This window comes from Streptomyces sp. NPDC002044, assembly GCF_040296725.1.
Taxonomy (GTDB): Bacteria; Actinomycetota; Actinomycetes; order Streptomycetales; family Streptomycetaceae; genus Streptomyces; species Streptomyces antarcticus.
Genome location: NZ_JBEOXU010000135.1, coordinates 1 through 16,798, shown reverse-complemented (window position 1 = coordinate 16,798; position 16,798 = coordinate 1). Strand labels below are relative to the sequence as shown.

Below are 16,798 nucleotides of genomic sequence, written 5' to 3'. Positions count from 1 at the left end.
GTCCAGAAGTCCCACTGCATGTCGTGGTCGCGCAGCCCGTTGTCCAGGCGCCGCTTCTGCGCCCGCACCGCCTCAGGCGCCGAGGACGTCCGGCAGCGCCGCGAGCAACGCGTCGACCTGGGCCCCGGGGACGGTCAGTGCCGGGGCGAGCCGTACGGTCGCGGGTCCGGCCGCGTTGACGAGGAAGCCCGCGTCCTGGGCGGCCCGCTGTACGCGCGCCGCGACCGGTTCGGTCAGGGCGATGCCCAGCAGCAGCCCCGCACCCCGCACCTCGGCCACCCGGGGATGACCGAGCGCCCGGATGCCGCGGCGGAGCCGCTCGCCCTGCCGGGTGACGTGCGCGAGCAGGTCCTGCGCCCCGATGGTCTCCAGGACCGCCAGCGCGGCCGCGCAGGCCACCGGGTTGCCGCCGAAGGTCGAACCGTGCTGCCCCGGCGTCAGCAGGCCGGCGGCCGCCCCGAAGGCGATCGTCGCGCCGATCGGCATGCCGCCGCCCAGCCCCTTGGCCAGGACCATGACGTCGGGGTCGACGCCGTCGGCCGCCTGGTGGGCGAACCAGTGCCCGGTCCGGCCGATCCCGGTCTGCACCTCGTCCAGCACCAGCAGCGTCCCGGTGGCGCGGGTGATCTCACGGGCCGCCCGCAGGTATCCGGCGGGCGGCACGATCACGCCGGCCTCGCCCTGGACCGGCTCGACGAACACGGCCGCCGTGTCCCGCGTGACCGCGGCCCGCAGGGCGTCCGTGTCGCCGTACGGTACGTGCGACACCTCGCCCGGCAGCGGCAGGAACGGCTCGCGCTTCGCGGGCTGGCCGGTGAGCGCGAGCGCGCCCATCGTGCGCCCGTGGAAACCGCCCTCGGCGGCGACCACCGCGGTCCGCCCCGTCCGCCGGGCGATCTTGAAGGCGGCTTCGACCGCCTCCGCACCGGAGTTGGAGAAGAACACCCGGCCGGGCCTGCCCGCCAGTCCCAGCAGCCGCTCCGCGAGCGCGACCGGCGGCTCGGCGACGTAGAGGTTGGAGACGTGGCCCAGCCGCGCCGCCTGCGCGGCGACCGCCGCCACCACGGCGGGGTGGGCGTGGCCGAGGGAGTTCACCGCGATCCCGGCGGTGAAGTCGGCGTACGCCCGGCCCGCCTCGTCCCACACGGTGCTCCCCTCCCCGCGGACCAGGGCCAGCGGAGGGGTCCCGTAGGTGTCCATCATCACCGCCCGCCAGCGGTCCGCCAGCACCCCGCGGTCCGCTTCCGCGGCGGGCCGGCCGATCACGTCGTCGCCGAGGGTCATGCCGTTCCCTCCTCCGGGTCCGGGACCACGGTGGTCCCGGGAACCTCGCCGGAGAGGACCCCGCGCAGCACGGAGTGCGGCACCCGGCCGTCCAGGACGTGCGCGGTGCGCACGCCCGCCCGGACGGCCCGCAGGCAGCCCTCCATCTTGGGGAGCATGCCGCTCGCCAGTTCCGGCAGCAGCTTCTCGACCTCTTCGGCCGTCATCCGCCCGATCACCTCGGTGCTGTGCGGCCAGTCCGCGTACAGCCCCTCGACATCGGTGAGCATCACCAGCTTCTCCGCGTCGAGGGCGACCGCCAGGGCCGACGCGGCGAGGTCGGCGTTGATGTTGTAGACCTGTCCGTCCGCCCCGCGCGCCACGGGGGAGACGACCGGGATGCGCCCCTGTTCCAGGAGGGCCCGCAGGGTGTCCGCGTTCACGTCGACGATGTCGCCGACCAGCCCGATGTCCACGGGCTCGCCGTCCACCCACGCCGTCCGCCGGACGGCGGTCAGGGTGTGCGCGTCCTCGCCCGACATGCCCACCGCGTACGGCCCGTGCGCGTTGACCAGGCCCACCAGCTCCCGCTGGACACGGCCGGTGAGGACCATCCGGACCACGTCCATCACCTCCGGGGTCGTCACCCGCAGGCCCGCCTCGAAGCGGACCTCCAGGCCGAGCCGGCCGAGCAGGGCGCTGATCTGCGGACCGCCGCCGTGCACGACGACCGGGAGCAGACCCGCGCGCCGCAGGTCCACGACATCCTGGGCGAAGGTCCGTTTGAGGTCCTCGTCCACCATCGCGTTGCCGCCGAACTTGATCACGACGATCCGGCCCCGGAGGTGCTCCGCCCGCAGCCGTTCCCGCAGCCGCTCCTGCGGGGGCGGTTCCAGGACGGCCGTGGTCGCGGGCGCGTGCGGTGCGGCGAGCGGTTCCTCCCGCGTGTCCGTACCGCTCATGAGCTGTACGCGCTGTTCTCGTGGACGTACTCGGCGGTGAGGTCGTTGGTCCAGACCGTGGCGGACGCGTCACCGGCGCGCAGATCGATCGTGATGACGATCTCGCGCGCCGACATGTCCACCGTGTCGCGGGCTTCGCCGGCCGCGCCGTCCCGGCACACCCAGACGCCGTTGACCGCCACGTCCAGCAGGTCCGGATCGAACGCGGCCGCTGTCGTGCCGATCGCCGACAGCACCCGGCCCCAGTTGGCGTCCTCGCCGTGCAGGGCGCACTTGAGCAGATTGTTCCGCGCCACGGACCGGGCCACCTCCACGGCATCCTCCTCCGAGGCCGCGCCGACGACCGCCACCTCGATCTCCTTCGACGCGCCCTCCGCGTCCGCGACCAACTGCCGTGCCAGGTCCTGGCACACGGCGCGCACGGCCTCGGTGAATGCGCCGTGGTCCGGCGTCACCCCGGAAGCGCCCGAGGCGAGCAGCAGGACGGTGTCGTTGGTGGACATGCAGCCGTCCGAGTCCACCCGGTCGAACGTGGTGCGGACCGCGTCCCGCAGGGCCGGGCCGAGGGCGTCCGCGGTGACGTCGGCGTCCGTGGTCAGGACCACGAGCATGGTGGCGAGCCCGGGCGCGAGCATGCCGGCCCCCTTGGCCATCCCGCCCACCGTCCAGCCGGGACCGCGGACCACCGCGGTCTTGTGCACGGAGTCCGTCGTCTTGATGGCGACGGCCGCGTCCTCGCCCCCCTCGGGGGTCAGTGCCGCGGCGGCGGTGGCGATGCCCGCCGTGATCCGGTCCATCGGCAGCGGTACGCCGATGAGCCCGGTGGAGCACACCGCTATCGCGTCCGGGTCCGCGCCCACCGCGCGGGCCGTGTGCTCGGCCATGGCGCGGGTGTCCTCGGCGCCCGAGGGCCCGGTGCAGGCGTTGGCCCCGCCGGAGTTGAGGACGACGGCGGACACCCGGCCGTCCGCGAGCACCTGCCGCGACCAGCGGACGGGCGCGGCCTGGACCCGGTTGGAGGTGAACACGCCGGCGGCCGCGCGGGACGGGCCGCGGTTCACCACCAGGGCCAGGTCGGGGGCACCGGACTGTTTGATCCCGGCGGCCACACCGCTCGCGAGGAATCCCTGTGCGGCGGTCACGGTCACGGAGCCACTCCATTCGTGGGCAGGCCCAGCCACTCCGGCAGGCCCAGGGCGACGTTCATGCTCTGCACCGCGCCGCCGGCGGTGCCCTTCGTCAGGTTGTCGATCGCGCTGACCGCGATCAGGCGGCCGGCGTACTCGTCCACCGCCACCTGCACCCGCACGCTGTTGGACCCCACCACGTCGGCGGTCCGCGGCCACTGCCCGGCCGGCAGCAGCCGGACGAACGGTTCGCCGGCGTACGCGTCCTCGTACGCGGCCCGCACCTCGAGCGGTCCGGCGGCGGCGCCCTCGCGCAGGGGCGCCGAGCAGGTGGCGAGGATGCCGCGGGGCATCGGAGCGAGGGTGGGGGTGAACGACACGGTCACGTGCTCGCCCGCCACCCGGGACAGGTTCTGGGTCAGCTCCGGCGTGTGCCGGTGGCCGCCGCCGACTCCGTACGGGCTCATCGAGCCCATCACCTCGGAGCCGAGCAACCGGGCCCCGGCCGCGCGGCCCGCGCCGGAGGTCCCGCTCGCCGCGACGACCACCGCCTCCGGTCCCACCAGGCCCGCGGCGAAGGCCGGGTACAGCGCCAGGGTCACCGCGGTCGGGTAGCAGCCGGGAACGGCGATCCGGGTCGATCCCTTCAGCTCGGCCCGGGCGCCGGGGAGTTCGGGGAGCCCGTACGGCCAGGTGCCCGCGTGGTCCGAGCCGTAGAACCGCCGCCACTGCGCGGGGTCGTGCAGCCGGAAGTCCGCGCCGCAGTCCACGATCAGGGTCGCGGGATCCAGCCGCGCGGCCAGCGCGGCCGACTGGCCGTGCGGCAGCGCCAGGAACACCACGTCGTGCCCGCGGAGCGACTCGGCCGAGGTCTCCACCAGCACCCGGTCCGCGAGCGCGGCCAGGTGCGGTTGCACCTCCCCGAGCGGGCGGCCCGCACTGCTGTGCGCGGCCAGCGCGCCGATCTCCACGCCGGGGTGCGCGGAGAGGAGACGCAGGATCTCCCCTCCGGCGTACCCGCTGGCTCCGGCCACCGCGACCCGTACCGTCATGCTTCTGGTCCCTCTTCGCGCTCGCTCGATGCCGGGCCCTCGCCCGGGCGGAATCCTGATGGGGCGTCATCCGTGGAACCCCGGGCCGGACGGGCCCTCGCCCGGCCGGTTCGGGGGCATACCGACGGCGGTCGGGCACGGCGACACCCCTTCAGCCGCATGTTGCTTAGGTCAGGCTAACCTAAGTCAGGGGGTGCGATGAAGGGGTGTCGGCGCCTACCGGGACGATTCGGGCCTCGTCGGGCTTCGTCGGGCCTCGTCGGGCCTCGTCGGGCTTAGTCGGGCCTCGTCGGGCCTCGTCGGGCGAAGGAGGTGCCCCGGGACCCTCCCGTCGGCCGCGCGGATCGCGCCCCGGCCGCCCGGGCCGGGTCAGCCCGCCGGGACCGTCCACTTCTGCCGGTCGGCCCCGGTGCAGGTCCACAGCTGCAGCCGCGTCCCGTTGGCGGAGTTGCCGCCGGTGACGTCGAGGCACTTGTTCGCCTGCGGGTTGACGATGTCCCGGGCCCCGGAGACCGCCCAGCGCTGGGCGCCGGTCCCGTTGCAGTCGTACAGCTGGAGGGGGGTGCCGTCGGCGGTGCCGCCGCTCGCGACGTCGAGGCACTTGCCGAGGGCCCGTACGGTTCCGTCGGAGCCGAGGGTCCAGCGCTGGGCGCCCGTGCCGTTGCAGTCGTAGAGCTGTACCGGGGTGCCGTTGGCCGGGTTCGCCGCGGCCACGTCGACGCACTTGCCGGCGAGCCCGCTGATCTGGCCGGTCCGGCCGCCGGGGCCGCCGTCGTACGAGGTGACGCGGACGTGGTCGACCACCAGGTGCTGGGGGAAGGCCGTGCTCCCGTCGGGGTCGCCCGGCCAGTAGCCGCCGACCGCGAGGTTGAGGATCAGGAAGAACGGCTTGTTGAAGGCCCAGGCGCGCCCGCCCAGGTCGGCGGGGGTGCGCCGTTGGTAGACGACACCGTCGACGGACCAGGTGACGGAGTCGGGCGCCCAGTCGACGGCGAAGGTGTGGAAGGCGTCGGCGAACGCCTGCCCGCCGGGGAGGGAGTACGCCGCCCCGATCCCGCCGGCGCCGGAGTAGCCGGGCCCGTGGAGGGTGCCGTGCACGGTCGACGGTTCGAAGCCGACGTTCTCCATCACGTCGATCTCGCCGGAGTTCGGCCAGCCGACCTGGCCGATGTCGTTGCCGAGCATCCAGAAGGCGGGCCACATGCCCTGGCCCCGCGGCACCTTGAGCCTCGCCTCGACGCGTCCGTACGTCTGGGTGAAGCGGCCCGCCGTGTTCAGCCGGGCCGAGGTGTACTCGCAACGGCCGTACCAGCAGCTGTAGTCGGACGGGTTCTCGCGGCGTGCGGTGATGACCAGGTGGCCCTGCCCGTCGAGGGCCGCGTTGCGGTTGCCCGCCGTGTAGTACTGCCGCTCGTGGTTGTTGACGTTGTCGCCGGTCTCGACCTGCCATCGGCCGGGGTCGGCGGCAGCTCCGGCCGGTCCGTCGAAGTCCTCGGAGAAGGTCACGGCCGCGGGGGCCGCGGCGGCGGCGGCCGCCGCCGGTGCGGGGGCGGGGTCGGCGGCGCCGGTGGCGGGGGCGGCCAGGCCGCCCCAGCAGGTGAGGGCGAGCGCGCACAAGAGCGCGCGCCGGTGCCAGGTGGGGTGCACGGTCATCACATCGCTTCGGGGGTGGGGGATGTGCGGAGCGGTGCCGTGGGGCCTAAAAGCCATGCCCATGACAAGCAGTGGCCAGGGGGTGAACGCGGAAGCGGGCCGTCCGGGCCCCTTTGTTCACTACTTGATTCAAGGCGCGCGGTACGTCCGCGTCAAGACTCCCGCACGGTCCGTCCGTCCGGGGCGCGGAGCATTGGAGTGGCCCGCTCCGGCGCGCAGGGCGTGGCTCCGGCCCGGCCCCCGGCGGCTGCCTAGGGTCGGCGGGACCAGGCCGGCACCGCATACGGCCGACCGCTCCGGAACAGTGGGTGCAATCGTGGAACGCAACACGGCCGAGCCGCACGCACACGGGCCCCGGACCTCCGCGGGGCGGACTCCCGCCGGGCGGACCCCCGACGGCCGGACCCGGCCGCGGCTGACCCGGCGCCTCGCCGCCCTCGCCGGACTGCTGCTCCTGTGCGCGCTGCCCGCGCGTCCGGTGGGCGCCGCCGGGCTGGACGGCGTACGGTCGCCCGTCAACCCGCCGCTGTACGTCTCCGACTACGGCAACAACCGCGTCGTCACCCTGCCCGCCGACGGCGCCGGCCAGACCACCGTCCCCCTGGACGGCCTGGTGCGCCCGACGGGCCTGGCCTGGGACCGTACGGGCCGCCTCTACGTCGCCGACACCGGCAACAACCGGGTGGTGCGTTCGTCCCCGGACGGGAGCGGGCAGTCCACCGTTCCCACCGAGGGACTCTCGCGCCCCCTGGGCCTCGCCGTCGACGGCGAGGGCGACCTGTACGTCGCCGACAGCTTCAACGACCGGGTCGTGAAGGTCCCCGCCGACGGGGGCGGCCAGAGCACCGTTCCCACCACGGGGCTGCTGCACCCCTGGGGCCTGGCCCTGGAACCCGACGGGGACCTGTACGTCTCCGACTTCGTCAACGACCGGGTCGTGAAGGTCCCCGCCGACGGGAGCGGCCAGAGCACCGTCCCCACCACCGGCCTCTCCCAGCCCACGGGCCTGGCGCTGAGCACGAACGGAGACCTCTACGTCTCCGACAGCGGCAACAACCGGGTGGTCAGGATCGCCGCCGCCACCGGCGCCCAGACGACCGTTCCCACCACCGGCCTGAACAGCCCGCTCGGCCTCGCCCTCGACGGCCGGGGCATGCTCTACGTCGCCGATGCCTTCAACAACCGCGTCATCCGCGTCCGGCCTTCCGACGGCGCCCAGACGACCCTGGACTCCACCGGCCTCAACACCCCCACCGGCCTCGCCTTCCCGCCGCGCCGCGCCCGCCCGGCGGAGCCGGGCCCGCAGGCCGGGCCGGCACGGTAGGGGAGGGGGAGCGCCGGGAGAGACGGGCCCCCGCACACAGCTGTCGAACGGCCCGGACGGTGGATGTCCGGGCCGTTCGCCGTGCGCGCGCTCCGCACGCCCCTCATGCACGCGTCGGCGAGACGCGCCGGGAGCGGAAGGCCGCCCGGGCGGTCGCTGCGGTGGGCCGGACACGCGTCAGGGGTTCGCCCGTGAACGGGTGAACCCCTGTACGTGTGACGCCCGCGCGGGGCGCGGTGTCAGGCGTGGCTGCGACGGCCGCCGGCGACGACGCGGTAGATGACCAGCAGGATGACCGAGCCGATGATGGCGGCGATCCAGGTGGAGAGGTCGAAGAAGCCGTCGATGGAGTCGACGCCGAATATGACCTTGCCGAGCCATCCGCCGAGCAGACCGCCGGCGATACCGATGAGCATGGTGATGATGATGCCGCCCGGGTCCTTGCCCGGCATCAGCGCCTTCGCGATGAAGCCGGCAAGCAGACCGATGAGGATCCAAGCGATGATGCCCACGATGTGTCTCCTACCTCGTCGTATAAAGCTTGTGTCAGAACACCGTCTGTTCGGGCTGAGCGCTTTCAAACCCGCCGTCTTCATCGGACCGCGCCGGATGTGGCGATCGGCGGCGCGACCCGGGGCGGACGGCGGGCGGCGGAGCGCGCGCACGGTACAGGCAGGGCGCCCCGGGCCGGGTCTCCGGGGCCGCCTTTAGCCGATGTTGCGCAACCGGCTCCACCCCGCAGCCGGCCGCACTAGGGTCCACATCTCGCCATGAGTTCCAGCTCTGCCCGAGTCCGTCCCGTCACTCCAGAGGAGCCGTACCGTCCGGCTCTTGCCGTGCGCGACCGTCCCCGGGCGGCGGTGCCACCGCCGGCGACCGCCCCCGGAGACTGCCTCTTCATGCACACTGGACCGCCGCCCGCCAGGACGCCGCACAAGGCCCTGGCGCTGGCCGCCACCCTCTTCGCCCTGTTCGCCCTCCTCCTCGGCGGGGCGGGGCCGGCCTTCGCACACACCGGCCTCAGCGGCTCCGATCCCGCGGACGGCGCCGTCCTCCCGACGGCTCCGCGGCACGTCACGCTCACCTTCACCGAGTCGGTCGGTTTCTCCGAGGACTCCCTGCGCGTGCTGTCGCCGGACAACGAGCGCGTGAACCCGCGCCAGGCCCACCGCGCGGACGGCCAGGAGAACACCGCGCGGGTGGAGCTGTCCGGCGCGCTGTCCCAGGGCACGTACACCGTGGCCTGGCGGGTCGTCTCCGCCGACGGCCACCCGATCTCCGGCGCGTTCGTCTTCTCCATCGGCCGGCCGTCGCAGACCACCGCCGTGGTGGCCACCGGATCACCGGACGACACCGCGGCCAGCCGCGCCTACGGCTTCTTCCGCCACGTCGCCTACAGCGGCCTCGCCCTCCTCGTCGGAGCCGCCGCGTTCGTCCTGGTGTGCTGGCCCGGCGCGGCCGCGGCCCGCCCGGTGCGCCGACTGCTGGTCACGGGGTGGGCGATGCTCGTGGCGTCCACCGCGGCCCTGTTGCTGCTGCGCGGGCCGTACGAGACGGCGGGCCCGATCACGTCGGCCTTCGACCTGTCCGGCCTGGGCCGCACCGTCACCGGGAGACCCGGGATCGCGCTCCTCGCGCGGCTCGTCCTCCTCGCGGCCGCCGCCGTGTGGCTGCGGAGCCCGGCCCTGCGGCCCGACCCCCCGGACGAGGGAGCACGGCCGCGGGACCCCGGTGCCCGGGTCGGCCGGGCCGGAGCGCTGCTCGCCCTGGGCCTGGCGTTCACCTGGGCCGCCGCCGAACACGCCTCCGCCGGGATCCAGGTGCCGCTGGCCGTTCCCGTGGCCGTGCTGCACCTGCTGGCCATGGGGGTCTGGCTGGGCGGCCTGATCACCCTCGTGCTCCTGCTGCGGCACCGGGGACCCGGCAGCCGCGACGTCCCTGCGTCCGCGATCGGCCGCTTCTCGACCCTGGCCTTCGCCGCTGTCGCCGTCCTCGTCGCCACCGGGGTGTACCAGTCCTGGCGTCAGGTCGGTTCCTGGGAGGCGCTGTCCGGCACGTCGTACGGCAGGATCCTCATCGTCAAGATCGTCGCCGTGCTCCTCGTCCTGTGCGCGGCGTCCTTCGCCCGCCGGTGGACCGCCCGCCTCGCTCCCGGGGAACCGCCTGCCGCGGAGCGGCGGGCGGTGCCCGAACGCGAGCTGGTGAGGACCGCGCGGACGGTCGGCGGGCCGGCCTCCCCGGAGCCGGCCGGCCCTGGGGGAAGCACCGGCGCGTCCGCCGGCGGGGAGCCGGGCGACGGGACCGGGAGGCCGCCCGCCCCGGAGACCGAGCGGTACCGGCGCGGCCTGCGCCGTACGGTGACCGCCGAAGCCGTCCTGGGGGTGGTGGTCCTGGCGATCACCACCCTGCTCACCGGTACCCAGCCCAGCCGCGCCGCCGGCGGGACGGCCGCGGCCGCCACCGCGCAGGAGCCGCAGGCGAAGGTGGTCACGGTCCCGTTCGACATGGGGACGGCCGGCCGGAGCGGCACGGCGCAGATCACACTGGCGCCGGGACGCGTCGGCGAGAACACGGTGGAGGTCGTGGTGTTCAGCGCGGACGGGGGACTGGCCACCGTCCCCGAACTCCGCCTCACCCTCACGCAGGAGGACCAGGGGATCGGCCCGCTCGATGCCCGGCTCAAGAACCAGAAGGGGTACTGGGCCGCCTATGACCTGCGGCTGCCCATGCCCGGCGAGTGGACTCTGAACCTCACGGTGCGCACCACCGACATCGACCAGGTCACCGTGCGCGAGAGGGTCCGCATCGCACCCTCGCCACGGTGACGGTGACGGTGACGGTGACGGTGTTGGCGTCGGCGTAGGCGTTCGTGGCGGGGCACGGCCTCGCGGCCGTGGCCGGCGCCCGGGCGGTCCACGTCGGCGCCGGCCACCGCCGCTCCGGTCAGGTCCGGCCGCGGCCGCGCCGCAGCCACCAGAACGCGCCGCCGGCGGCGAGCAGTACGACGGCCGCGACGCCGCCGACGACGAAGCCGGTACCGCTGCCCGCGTCCTCCTCGCCCGAGGCCCGCGCCCCTGACGCGGCGGAGGGAGCAGCCGCGGAAGGCTGGGCGGGCGGGGCGGGCTGGACGGGCGGGGCGGCGCTCGGGGTCGGCGAGGGCGACGGGCTCGGGGCCACCGGCTTGGCCCCGGGGGCCGCTGCCCGCAGTGCGAGTACGGGGGCCGGGTTGTCGACCTTCTCGCCGCCGGTGGGCACCTCGATCCAGCGGGAGACCTTCCCGTCGCCGTAGGTCTCCAGGGTCTTGAACGCCAGGGACTTCTCGTCGGGCAGCTGGCGCACCGTGATGCTGTACTCGGCGTCCGTGCCGGTGGCCAGGGCCGCACCGCCGATGGCGTACCCGTCGGGGGTGACCGTCAGCTTCCACTCCGCGGGCGCGTCCTTCAGCGTCACCGCGTCCGGGGCGATGCCCCGGGGCAGGACGACCCGCAGCTCCGCGATGCCCGCCGTGTCCGATTCCGCCTCGGAGGTGAAGGTCAGGGTGACGTTCTCGGCGAGCGCGCGCGGGTCGGACGCGGTCACCCCGGCGTGCGCGGCGGCGGGTCCGGCGGCGGCGCCCAGGGCCACCAGGGCGCCGGCGGCGCCGAGGCCCAGCCTGCGCAGGTGCAGGCGGCGGTCTGATGTGGATCTGTTCACGATGGAGGAACCCTCTCGGTGCGCGGGGCGGGCTTCGCCGCGTAGGTGCACGGCCCGCCGGGATCAGGGGAACGTCTCCCGCACACCGGACAGGAGGCCCCCGGCGGACCACCGCGTGACAGAGCATCGTGGTCACCGTCGGCCGCAGGGCGAGGCCGTCGAGAGGTACGGACGCGGTCCGCGGCCGGGGCCGGACGCGGAGCCGGCAGCGGGCACCGAGAGCCGCGGCCGCGGCCGCGATCTTCGTCCGGGCCCAGCGGCCCACCGTCTCCGGCAGTCGGCTGAGCACCTGGTCCGCGCGGTACACGAGCAGGGCCATCACGCACGCCGCCACACCATGGGCGGCCGTCATCGTCCACGAGCCGTGGTGCGTCGCGTGCACGATCCGCGGCACCCCGTCGTGCCCCTCGGGGTGTCCGTACCGTACGGGGTGCCGGACGGACGCGGCCTGGTGCACGAGGAGTTGGGCGGCGCCGGTGGCCACGAGCACCTGCCACCGGCAACGGGAGGACCGGGCGGCCGCGGGCCACGCGACGGCGAGGACGCCCGCCGCCCCGGACGCCGTTCCGAGGGCCGCGGCCCCGAACGCGGCCCCGGACGCAGCCCCGGACGCGGCCCCCGGCCAGGACACCGCGCCCTCCGCGGCCACTTGATGGCCGACGACGGCCAGTACCGCGCTGAGCAGGGTGAGAACGGCAGCCCGCGGCCACCGTCCGCTCCGCCGCGCGGGCCGCGGACACGAGGGGGTTCCCGCAGGGGCTCCGGCCATGTCGGGGCCATCATTCACCGCCTCCAGGCACCGACAGGGCCCAACTGTCCATTGCGGAGCAATTTTCCCGTCACCGTCACCGTCACCGCCACCGCCACGGCGTGCGCGTTCCGGCGCCGAAATGCGGTGGTCGGCCCGCTCGGTGGAGCCGTAGCATCCGCCCGTGAACGATGACGAGTCGAACGAGGTGGCCGTGACGGACCGGGTGCCGTGCTGGCGGGGGAGGGGCATCGTCCTGGCACCGCTCGACGCCGACGACGCCGAGCTGATGCACACCTGGCGGTCCGATCCGGTGGCCGCCCACGAGATCGGCTTCTGGCCGCGGTCCCTCTCCTCCCTCCGCGAGCGCATGGAGCGGGACAGGGACGACCACGAGCGGGACGACTTCACGGTGCTGCTCCCGGACGGCACCCCCATCGGCCACATCGCCCTGGTCGACCAGGACATGGTCGACGGCACGGCGTCGGTCCACCTGATGATGGACCCGCGGTACCGGGGGCGGAGCCACGGGACCGACGCCCTGGACGCGCTGGCGGACCTCGCCTTCGGCGAGCTGCCCATGCAGCGCGTCGAGGCGATCACGCATACCGGCAACACGGCGGCGCTGACCGTCCTGGCCAAGGCGGGATTCGTTCACGAGGGAGTGCGCCGCTCGGCCTGCCTGCACCGCGGACGCCGGCTGGACGTCGCCGTGCTGTCCCTGCTGCGCGCGGAGTGGGAGGCGCTGGACCGCCCGAGGTCGTGGGAGCTCTGACCGGGCCCGTCAGGGTTCCGCTCGCACCGGCGGGTCGGCGGTGCGGCGGGGTTCGGCGCGGATCCCCGCGACGACCACGGTGATCAGGCAGAACGCGATGACGGTCTCCGCCCAGAGGAACGCGAGGTAGTCGAGCAGACAGCCGATGGGCGGGCTGCCGGGGGCGGTGTTGCGGAAGGCCGCGAGGGCGAACAGCGTGGCGGCCATCCAGCCGAGGGCGGGCCAGGTGAGCCCCTTGCGGCGGGTGACGAGGAACCATCCGCCGATGAGGACGGACACGGCGAGCGCCCACATCGCCAGCATCATGAAGACCGCGAAGACGAGCACGCTGTTGGACCGGGTCAGCCCGATGTCGAGGACGGCGGTGCCGTCCGCCGCCGAGGCGTCCACGGCGGCGGAGAAAAGCACGTCGTTGTTGGAGAACAGGACGCGGACCGGCACCTTCTCCCCGCCGAGCACCGCCCCGAACTCGACGGCCGCCTCGTAGGCGTCGAACGGATAGTCGGTGATGGAGCCGCCCGTCATCGCGACCGGCACGTCCAGGGTGGAGATGCGCTGGTGGGCCTTGAACGTCAGGTCGGCCCGGGTGGCCGTCGAGGTCTGGAGGGTGAGCTCCTCGACGGGGGAGATCCCGCCGGCCTCGGCCAGCGTGCCGCGGGGCGTGACCTGGATGCGCAGGACCAGCTCCCGCCCGGCGGCGTCGACGCGCTGCACCGTCGCCTCGACGTCCACCCGGTCGGGATCGGACCGGCCCGCGGTGTACACCGTGTCCAGGGCCTGGCGCTCGCCGAACTGGAGCCAGGCCCCCGCGGCGACCGCCGCCACGATGGCCAGCAGGACCAGGCCCGGCAGCAGCGGGAGGCGACGCGCGGGGGAGGGACGTCGGGACTGGGACACGGTGTGCTCCGGTGGTGCGCGGGTGCGTGCGGTCGCGTGCGGCTGCCTGCGGTCAGGCGGCGGTCAGGCGGCGGGCTTGCCGGGCTGGTCGTGGGTGGCGCAGTGGATGCCGCCGCCGCCGGAGGCGATGGTGTCGATCCCCACGGGGACGACGTCCCGCTTGGGGAAGTGCTCCCGCAGGATGGAGCGGGCCTTGTCGTCGGCCTTGCGGTCGCCGAACTTCGGCATGAAGACCGCGTCGTTGGCGACGTAGAAGTTGGCGTAGGTGGACACGAAGTCGTCGCCCTCGCCGGTGATCCTGTTCAGGTCGGGCTGGGGGAGGTCGATGACCTCGAAACGCCGGCCGCGGGCGTCCGTCGCCTTGGTCAGGACGGACTTCGCCTGGTCGGCGGAGCGCGACCAGGAGTCCGGCGGGGTGCTGGGGTGGGCGCGGTCCAGCAGGATGACACCGGGTTCGGTGAAGCGCACGAGGCTGTCGACGTGGGCGTCGGTGATGTCCTCGCCCCGCACGCCGGCCAGCCAGATCACCTTCTCGACGCCGAGGGTCTGCTTGAGCTCCTTCTCGATCGTGTCCCGGCTCTTGCCGCGGTTGCGGTTGTCGTTGACGATCGAGCTCTCGGTGATCAGCAGGGTTCCCTCGCCGTCGGGCTCGAAGGAGCCGCCCTCGGCGACCAGAGGCGCCTGGACGCGGGGGATGCCGTACTTCTGGAGCACGGCGCGGCCGACCGCCCCGTCGTTCTTGTGCTCCTGCTTGTTGCCCCAGCCGTTGAAGTTGAAGTCGACGCCGAGGACCTTGCCGCCCTCCTCGACGAAGACGGGCACGGTGTCGCGCGCCCACATGTCGTCGACGGCCAGCGGGATGACCTCGACCTGGGAGCCGCAGGCCCGCTGCGCGGCGGCCACCTGGTCCGGGCGGGCCATCAGGACGACCGCCTCGTACTCTCCGACGGCCCGGGCGATGCGGGCGATGTCCTCGCGTACGTAGCGCAGGTCCTCCGCCCAGACCGAGGTCAGCGCGGGCCAGGCCATGAAGGTACGGGTGTGGCTCTCCCACTCGGCGCCCAGGCGGCGCTTGCCGGCCGCCGGTGCGGCGGGGGGCCCGGACGTGACGGCGGGCTCGGCGCCGTTGGCGGGGGCGCAGGCCGAGGCGCCTGCGATGGCGGCGCCGATTCCGGCGATGGTGCGCAGCAGGGTCCGTCGGGTGGGGGGCTGGAAGGACACGGGGGACTCCGATCGTGGGCTGGCGGAAGGGGTACTTCCGTCCAGGGCGGGCGCGGGAGTGTCACGCGGGCCGACAAAACGGGCCCTACGGACAAGAGTGCGCGCTCCGCTCCGCGAACGGCCGCTCGGCACGAACTGTGAGGCGGCCTCGTGTCGCCACTGTGACACTGACTGGATTTTCAGTCAATTCGCGGAACGGTCTCAGAGGCCCAGGCGGCCCACCTCCACCGCGATGGACTCGCGCAGCAGGCCCCGGGCGTGCTCCAGGGGGAGCAGGCCGCTCAGCCAGCGGACGCTGAGCCCCTCCAGCAGGGCGGTCAGCCGCTCCGCGGCGGCCGTGACGGCGCCGTCCGGAGCGGCCGGGCAGACCTCGGCCAGGTGGCCCGCGACCTCGGCCACCCAGGCCGCGCCCGCCGAGGCGAGTTCGTCCCGCAGCTCCGGGTCGAAGACCGAGTGGGCCCGCAGCTCCCCCCAGGCCGTACTGTTCTCGCGGACCTCGGGCAGGTCCTGGAACTCCAGCAGCAGCGTCCGCTCCAGCAGCCGCCGGGGATCCGACGGGCGGGGCGCTTCCCCGTCCCCGGTCCCGTCCCTCTCCCCGGTCCCGCCCCCGGTTCCGTGCCCGTCCTCGCCCGCCCCTGTGTAGCGGTCCGCCCGGTCGCCGATGAAGGCCAGGGCGTGGCGCAGGATGCCGGGCCGGTCCTTGAAGTGGTAGTAGACCAGGGCGGTGGACACGCCGGCCTCGGCCGCCAGATCCGCCACCCGCAGTCCCCGCACGCCCCGCCGTGCGATGACCCGTGCCGCGCCCGTGAGGATCGCCCGTCTGCGGTCGGTCACTGTGTGTTCCCTCCTCGGGGTCCTCCTGGTCGTGTGCGTCTCGCATTGTCACACATTGACTGAAACTTCAGTTAGCGGCACGATGCGCGCAGGTCATTGCCGCACCATCGAAAGAGCCACCGCATGCCCGAGCATCCCTCCGGCCCACAGCCCACACCGACGGCGCTGTCCGCCGACGACCCCTACGAGATCGGCGGCTACCGCCTGCACGCCCGTCTCGGCTCCGGCGGCATGGGGGTGGTCTACCTGGCGTACACGCCCGGAGGCCGCCCCATCGCGCTGAAGGCGGTTCGCGCGGAGTTCGCCGCGGACCCCGAGTTCCGCGAGCGGTTCGCCCAGGAGGTGGCGAGTGCCCGCCGGATCCACGGACTGTTCACGGCCCAGGTGGTCGACTCCGGGGCCGACGACCGCACCCCGTGGCTCGCCACGGCCTACGTACCCGGCCCCTCGCTGCACGAGGTGGTCCGGCGGCACGGACCGCTGCCGGCGCGCACGGTCCTGCTGCTCGTCGCGGGCATCGCCGAGGCGCTCCAGGGGATCCACCGGGCGGGCGTCGTCCACCGCGACCTCAAACCCGCCAACGTCCTCGTCGCGGGGGACGGCCCCCGGGTGATCGACTTCGGTATCGCGCGCGCGGCGGACGCCGCCGCCCTCACCGGCACGGGCCTGCGGATCGGCACCGCCGCCTTCATGGCGCCCGAGCAGGCGCTGGGCCACCAGGCGACGCCGGCCACCGACGTCTTCGCGCTCGGGGCGCTCGCCGCGTACGTGGCGAGCGGGGCCCCGCCCTTCGGTCCCGGGCCGGAGTCCAGCGCCCTGTACCGGGTGGTCCACGAGCGCCCCGACCTCAGCGGCGTACCCCGTGACCTGCACGATCTGATCGCCTGGTGTCTGGCCAAGCGCCCCGGGGACCGCCCCTCGACGGCCGCGCTGATCGAGGCCGTGCACGCGCACCCCGTGGTGGGCCCGAGGCCGGAGTTCACGGACGGCTGGCTGCCCCGCCCGGTCCGGGACGAGGTCGGGGGCCGGGGAAACGACGGGTGGGGGGACGCCGGATGGTCCGTCCCGGCGCACCTCCAGGCGACCAGGGCGGCGCCCGCGCACCCGGCCCCGGGCGGTGCCGGAACCGTCACCGGGGCGGGGCCTGGGGCGGTGCCGCGCGGGGGCGCAGCGTGCGCAGGGCGGTGTAGAAGAGCGGGACGGCGCACCAGGCGAAGCTGGGCGCGAGCAGGACGAGGACCACCCAGGT

At 74.5% G+C, this 16,798-nt stretch carries 13 protein-coding genes and 1 pseudogene; 4 read left to right on the top strand and 10 right to left on the bottom strand.

Annotation, left to right across the window (positions count from 1 at the left end):
• Window positions 1-72: 72 nt before the first annotated feature.
• The 5 genes from ABT106_RS25745 to ABT106_RS25725 form a co-directional block, all read right to left on the bottom strand.
• Complete coding sequence (locus ABT106_RS25745; RefSeq protein WP_502979476.1) at window positions 73-1,284, bottom strand: acetylornithine transaminase; 1,212 nt, start codon at window positions 1,282-1,284, stop codon at window positions 73-75.
• On the bottom strand, window positions 1,281-2,066 hold the full coding sequence (gene argB / locus ABT106_RS25740; RefSeq protein WP_502979477.1) for an acetylglutamate kinase: 786 nt from the start codon (window positions 2,064-2,066) through the stop codon (window positions 1,281-1,283). The genes ABT106_RS25745 and argB overlap by 4 nt, the downstream gene beginning before the upstream one ends.
• 155 nt (window positions 2,067-2,221) lie before the next feature.
• Window positions 2,222-3,373 (bottom strand): bifunctional glutamate N-acetyltransferase/amino-acid acetyltransferase ArgJ, encoded by a 1,152-nt coding sequence (gene argJ, locus ABT106_RS25735; RefSeq protein ID WP_351281670.1) that lies wholly within the window; start codon window positions 3,371-3,373, stop codon window positions 2,222-2,224.
• Entirely contained in the window at window positions 3,370-4,404 is a 1,035-nt protein-coding gene (gene argC / locus ABT106_RS25730) for an N-acetyl-gamma-glutamyl-phosphate reductase (protein ID WP_351281667.1), read from the bottom strand. Before argC ends, argJ begins: the two co-directional genes overlap by 4 nt.
• A 369-nt stretch (window positions 4,405-4,773) precedes the next feature.
• A complete protein-coding gene (locus ABT106_RS25725) occupies window positions 4,774-6,057 on the bottom strand; it encodes an RICIN domain-containing protein (protein ID WP_351281664.1) in 1,284 nt (427 codons plus the stop codon).
• 316 nt (window positions 6,058-6,373) lie between these two features.
• Between ABT106_RS25725 and ABT106_RS25720 the strand changes: the two genes are divergently transcribed.
• On the top strand, window positions 6,374-7,381 hold the full coding sequence (locus ABT106_RS25720) for a virginiamycin B lyase family protein (protein WP_351281661.1): 1,008 nt from the start codon (window positions 6,374-6,376) through the stop codon (window positions 7,379-7,381).
• A 239-nt stretch (window positions 7,382-7,620) separates the two neighbouring features.
• On the opposite strand, the gene ABT106_RS25715 is transcribed toward ABT106_RS25720, so the two are convergent.
• Complete coding sequence (locus ABT106_RS25715) at window positions 7,621-7,893, bottom strand: GlsB/YeaQ/YmgE family stress response membrane protein (protein ID WP_351281658.1); 273 nt, start codon at window positions 7,891-7,893, stop codon at window positions 7,621-7,623.
• A gap of 387 nt (window positions 7,894-8,280) precedes the next feature.
• Between ABT106_RS25715 and ABT106_RS25710 the strand changes: the two genes are divergently transcribed.
• Window positions 8,281-10,206: a copper resistance CopC/CopD family protein gene (locus tag ABT106_RS25710; RefSeq protein WP_351281655.1), complete on the top strand. Its 1,926-nt coding sequence runs from the start codon at window positions 8,281-8,283 to the stop codon at window positions 10,204-10,206.
• 118 nt (window positions 10,207-10,324) lie between these two features.
• On the opposite strand, the gene ABT106_RS25705 is transcribed toward ABT106_RS25710, so the two are convergent.
• The gene (locus ABT106_RS25705) at window positions 10,325-11,074 is read right to left on the bottom strand and encodes a DUF1775 domain-containing protein (protein ID WP_351281653.1); all 750 of its coding nucleotides are present in this window, start codon (window positions 11,072-11,074) and stop codon (window positions 10,325-10,327) included.
• Window positions 11,075-12,006: 932 nt separating this feature from the next.
• Between ABT106_RS25705 and ABT106_RS25700 the strand changes: the two genes are divergently transcribed.
• On the top strand, window positions 12,007-12,597 hold the full coding sequence (locus ABT106_RS25700; protein ID WP_351281651.1) for a GNAT family N-acetyltransferase: 591 nt from the start codon (window positions 12,007-12,009) through the stop codon (window positions 12,595-12,597).
• A gap of 9 nt (window positions 12,598-12,606) precedes the next feature.
• On the opposite strand, the gene ABT106_RS25695 is transcribed toward ABT106_RS25700, so the two are convergent.
• The 3 genes from ABT106_RS25695 to ABT106_RS25685 all read right to left on the bottom strand — a co-directional run bounded on the left by ABT106_RS25695 (window position 12,607) and on the right by ABT106_RS25685 (window position 15,549).
• The gene (locus tag ABT106_RS25695; RefSeq protein ID WP_351281648.1) at window positions 12,607-13,494 is read right to left on the bottom strand and encodes a DUF4436 family protein; all 888 of its coding nucleotides are present in this window, start codon (window positions 13,492-13,494) and stop codon (window positions 12,607-12,609) included.
• A 63-nt stretch (window positions 13,495-13,557) separates the two neighbouring features.
• Window positions 13,558-14,715 carry an agmatine deiminase family protein gene (locus ABT106_RS25690; RefSeq protein ID WP_351281646.1) on the bottom strand — a complete coding sequence of 386 codons (1,158 nt, stop codon included), beginning with the start codon at window positions 14,713-14,715 and terminating at the stop codon, window positions 13,558-13,560.
• Window positions 14,716-14,916: 201 nt separating this feature from the next.
• Window positions 14,917-15,549 carry a TetR/AcrR family transcriptional regulator gene (locus ABT106_RS25685; protein ID WP_351281643.1) on the bottom strand — a complete coding sequence of 211 codons (633 nt, stop codon included), beginning with the start codon at window positions 15,547-15,549 and terminating at the stop codon, window positions 14,917-14,919.
• A 123-nt stretch (window positions 15,550-15,672) separates the two neighbouring features.
• On the opposite strand from ABT106_RS25685, the pseudogene ABT106_RS25680 reads away from it, so the two are divergent.
• Window positions 15,673-16,428, top strand: a pseudogene (locus ABT106_RS25680) (serine/threonine-protein kinase); the annotation flags it as partial.
• Between the last annotated feature and the right edge of the window lie 370 nt (window positions 16,429-16,798).

Bases quoted from the DNA above. Each gene is read 5' to 3' on its own strand.
- ABT106_RS25710 (WP_351281655.1), top strand. From the start codon at position 8,281: ATGCACACTGGACCGCCGCCCGCCAGGACGCCGCACAAGGCCCTGGCG.
- argC (WP_351281667.1), bottom strand. From the start codon at position 4,404: ATGACGGTACGGGTCGCGGTGGCCGGAGCCAGCGGGTACGCCGGAGGG.
- argB (WP_502979477.1), bottom strand. From the start codon at position 2,066: ATGGTGGACGAGGACCTCAAACGGACCTTCGCCCAGGATGTCGTGGAC.
- ABT106_RS25745 (WP_502979476.1), bottom strand. From the start codon at position 1,284: ATGACCCTCGGCGACGACGTGATCGGCCGGCCCGCCGCGGAAGCGGAC.
- ABT106_RS25725 (WP_351281664.1), bottom strand. From the start codon at position 6,057: ATGACCGTGCACCCCACCTGGCACCGGCGCGCGCTCTTGTGCGCGCTC.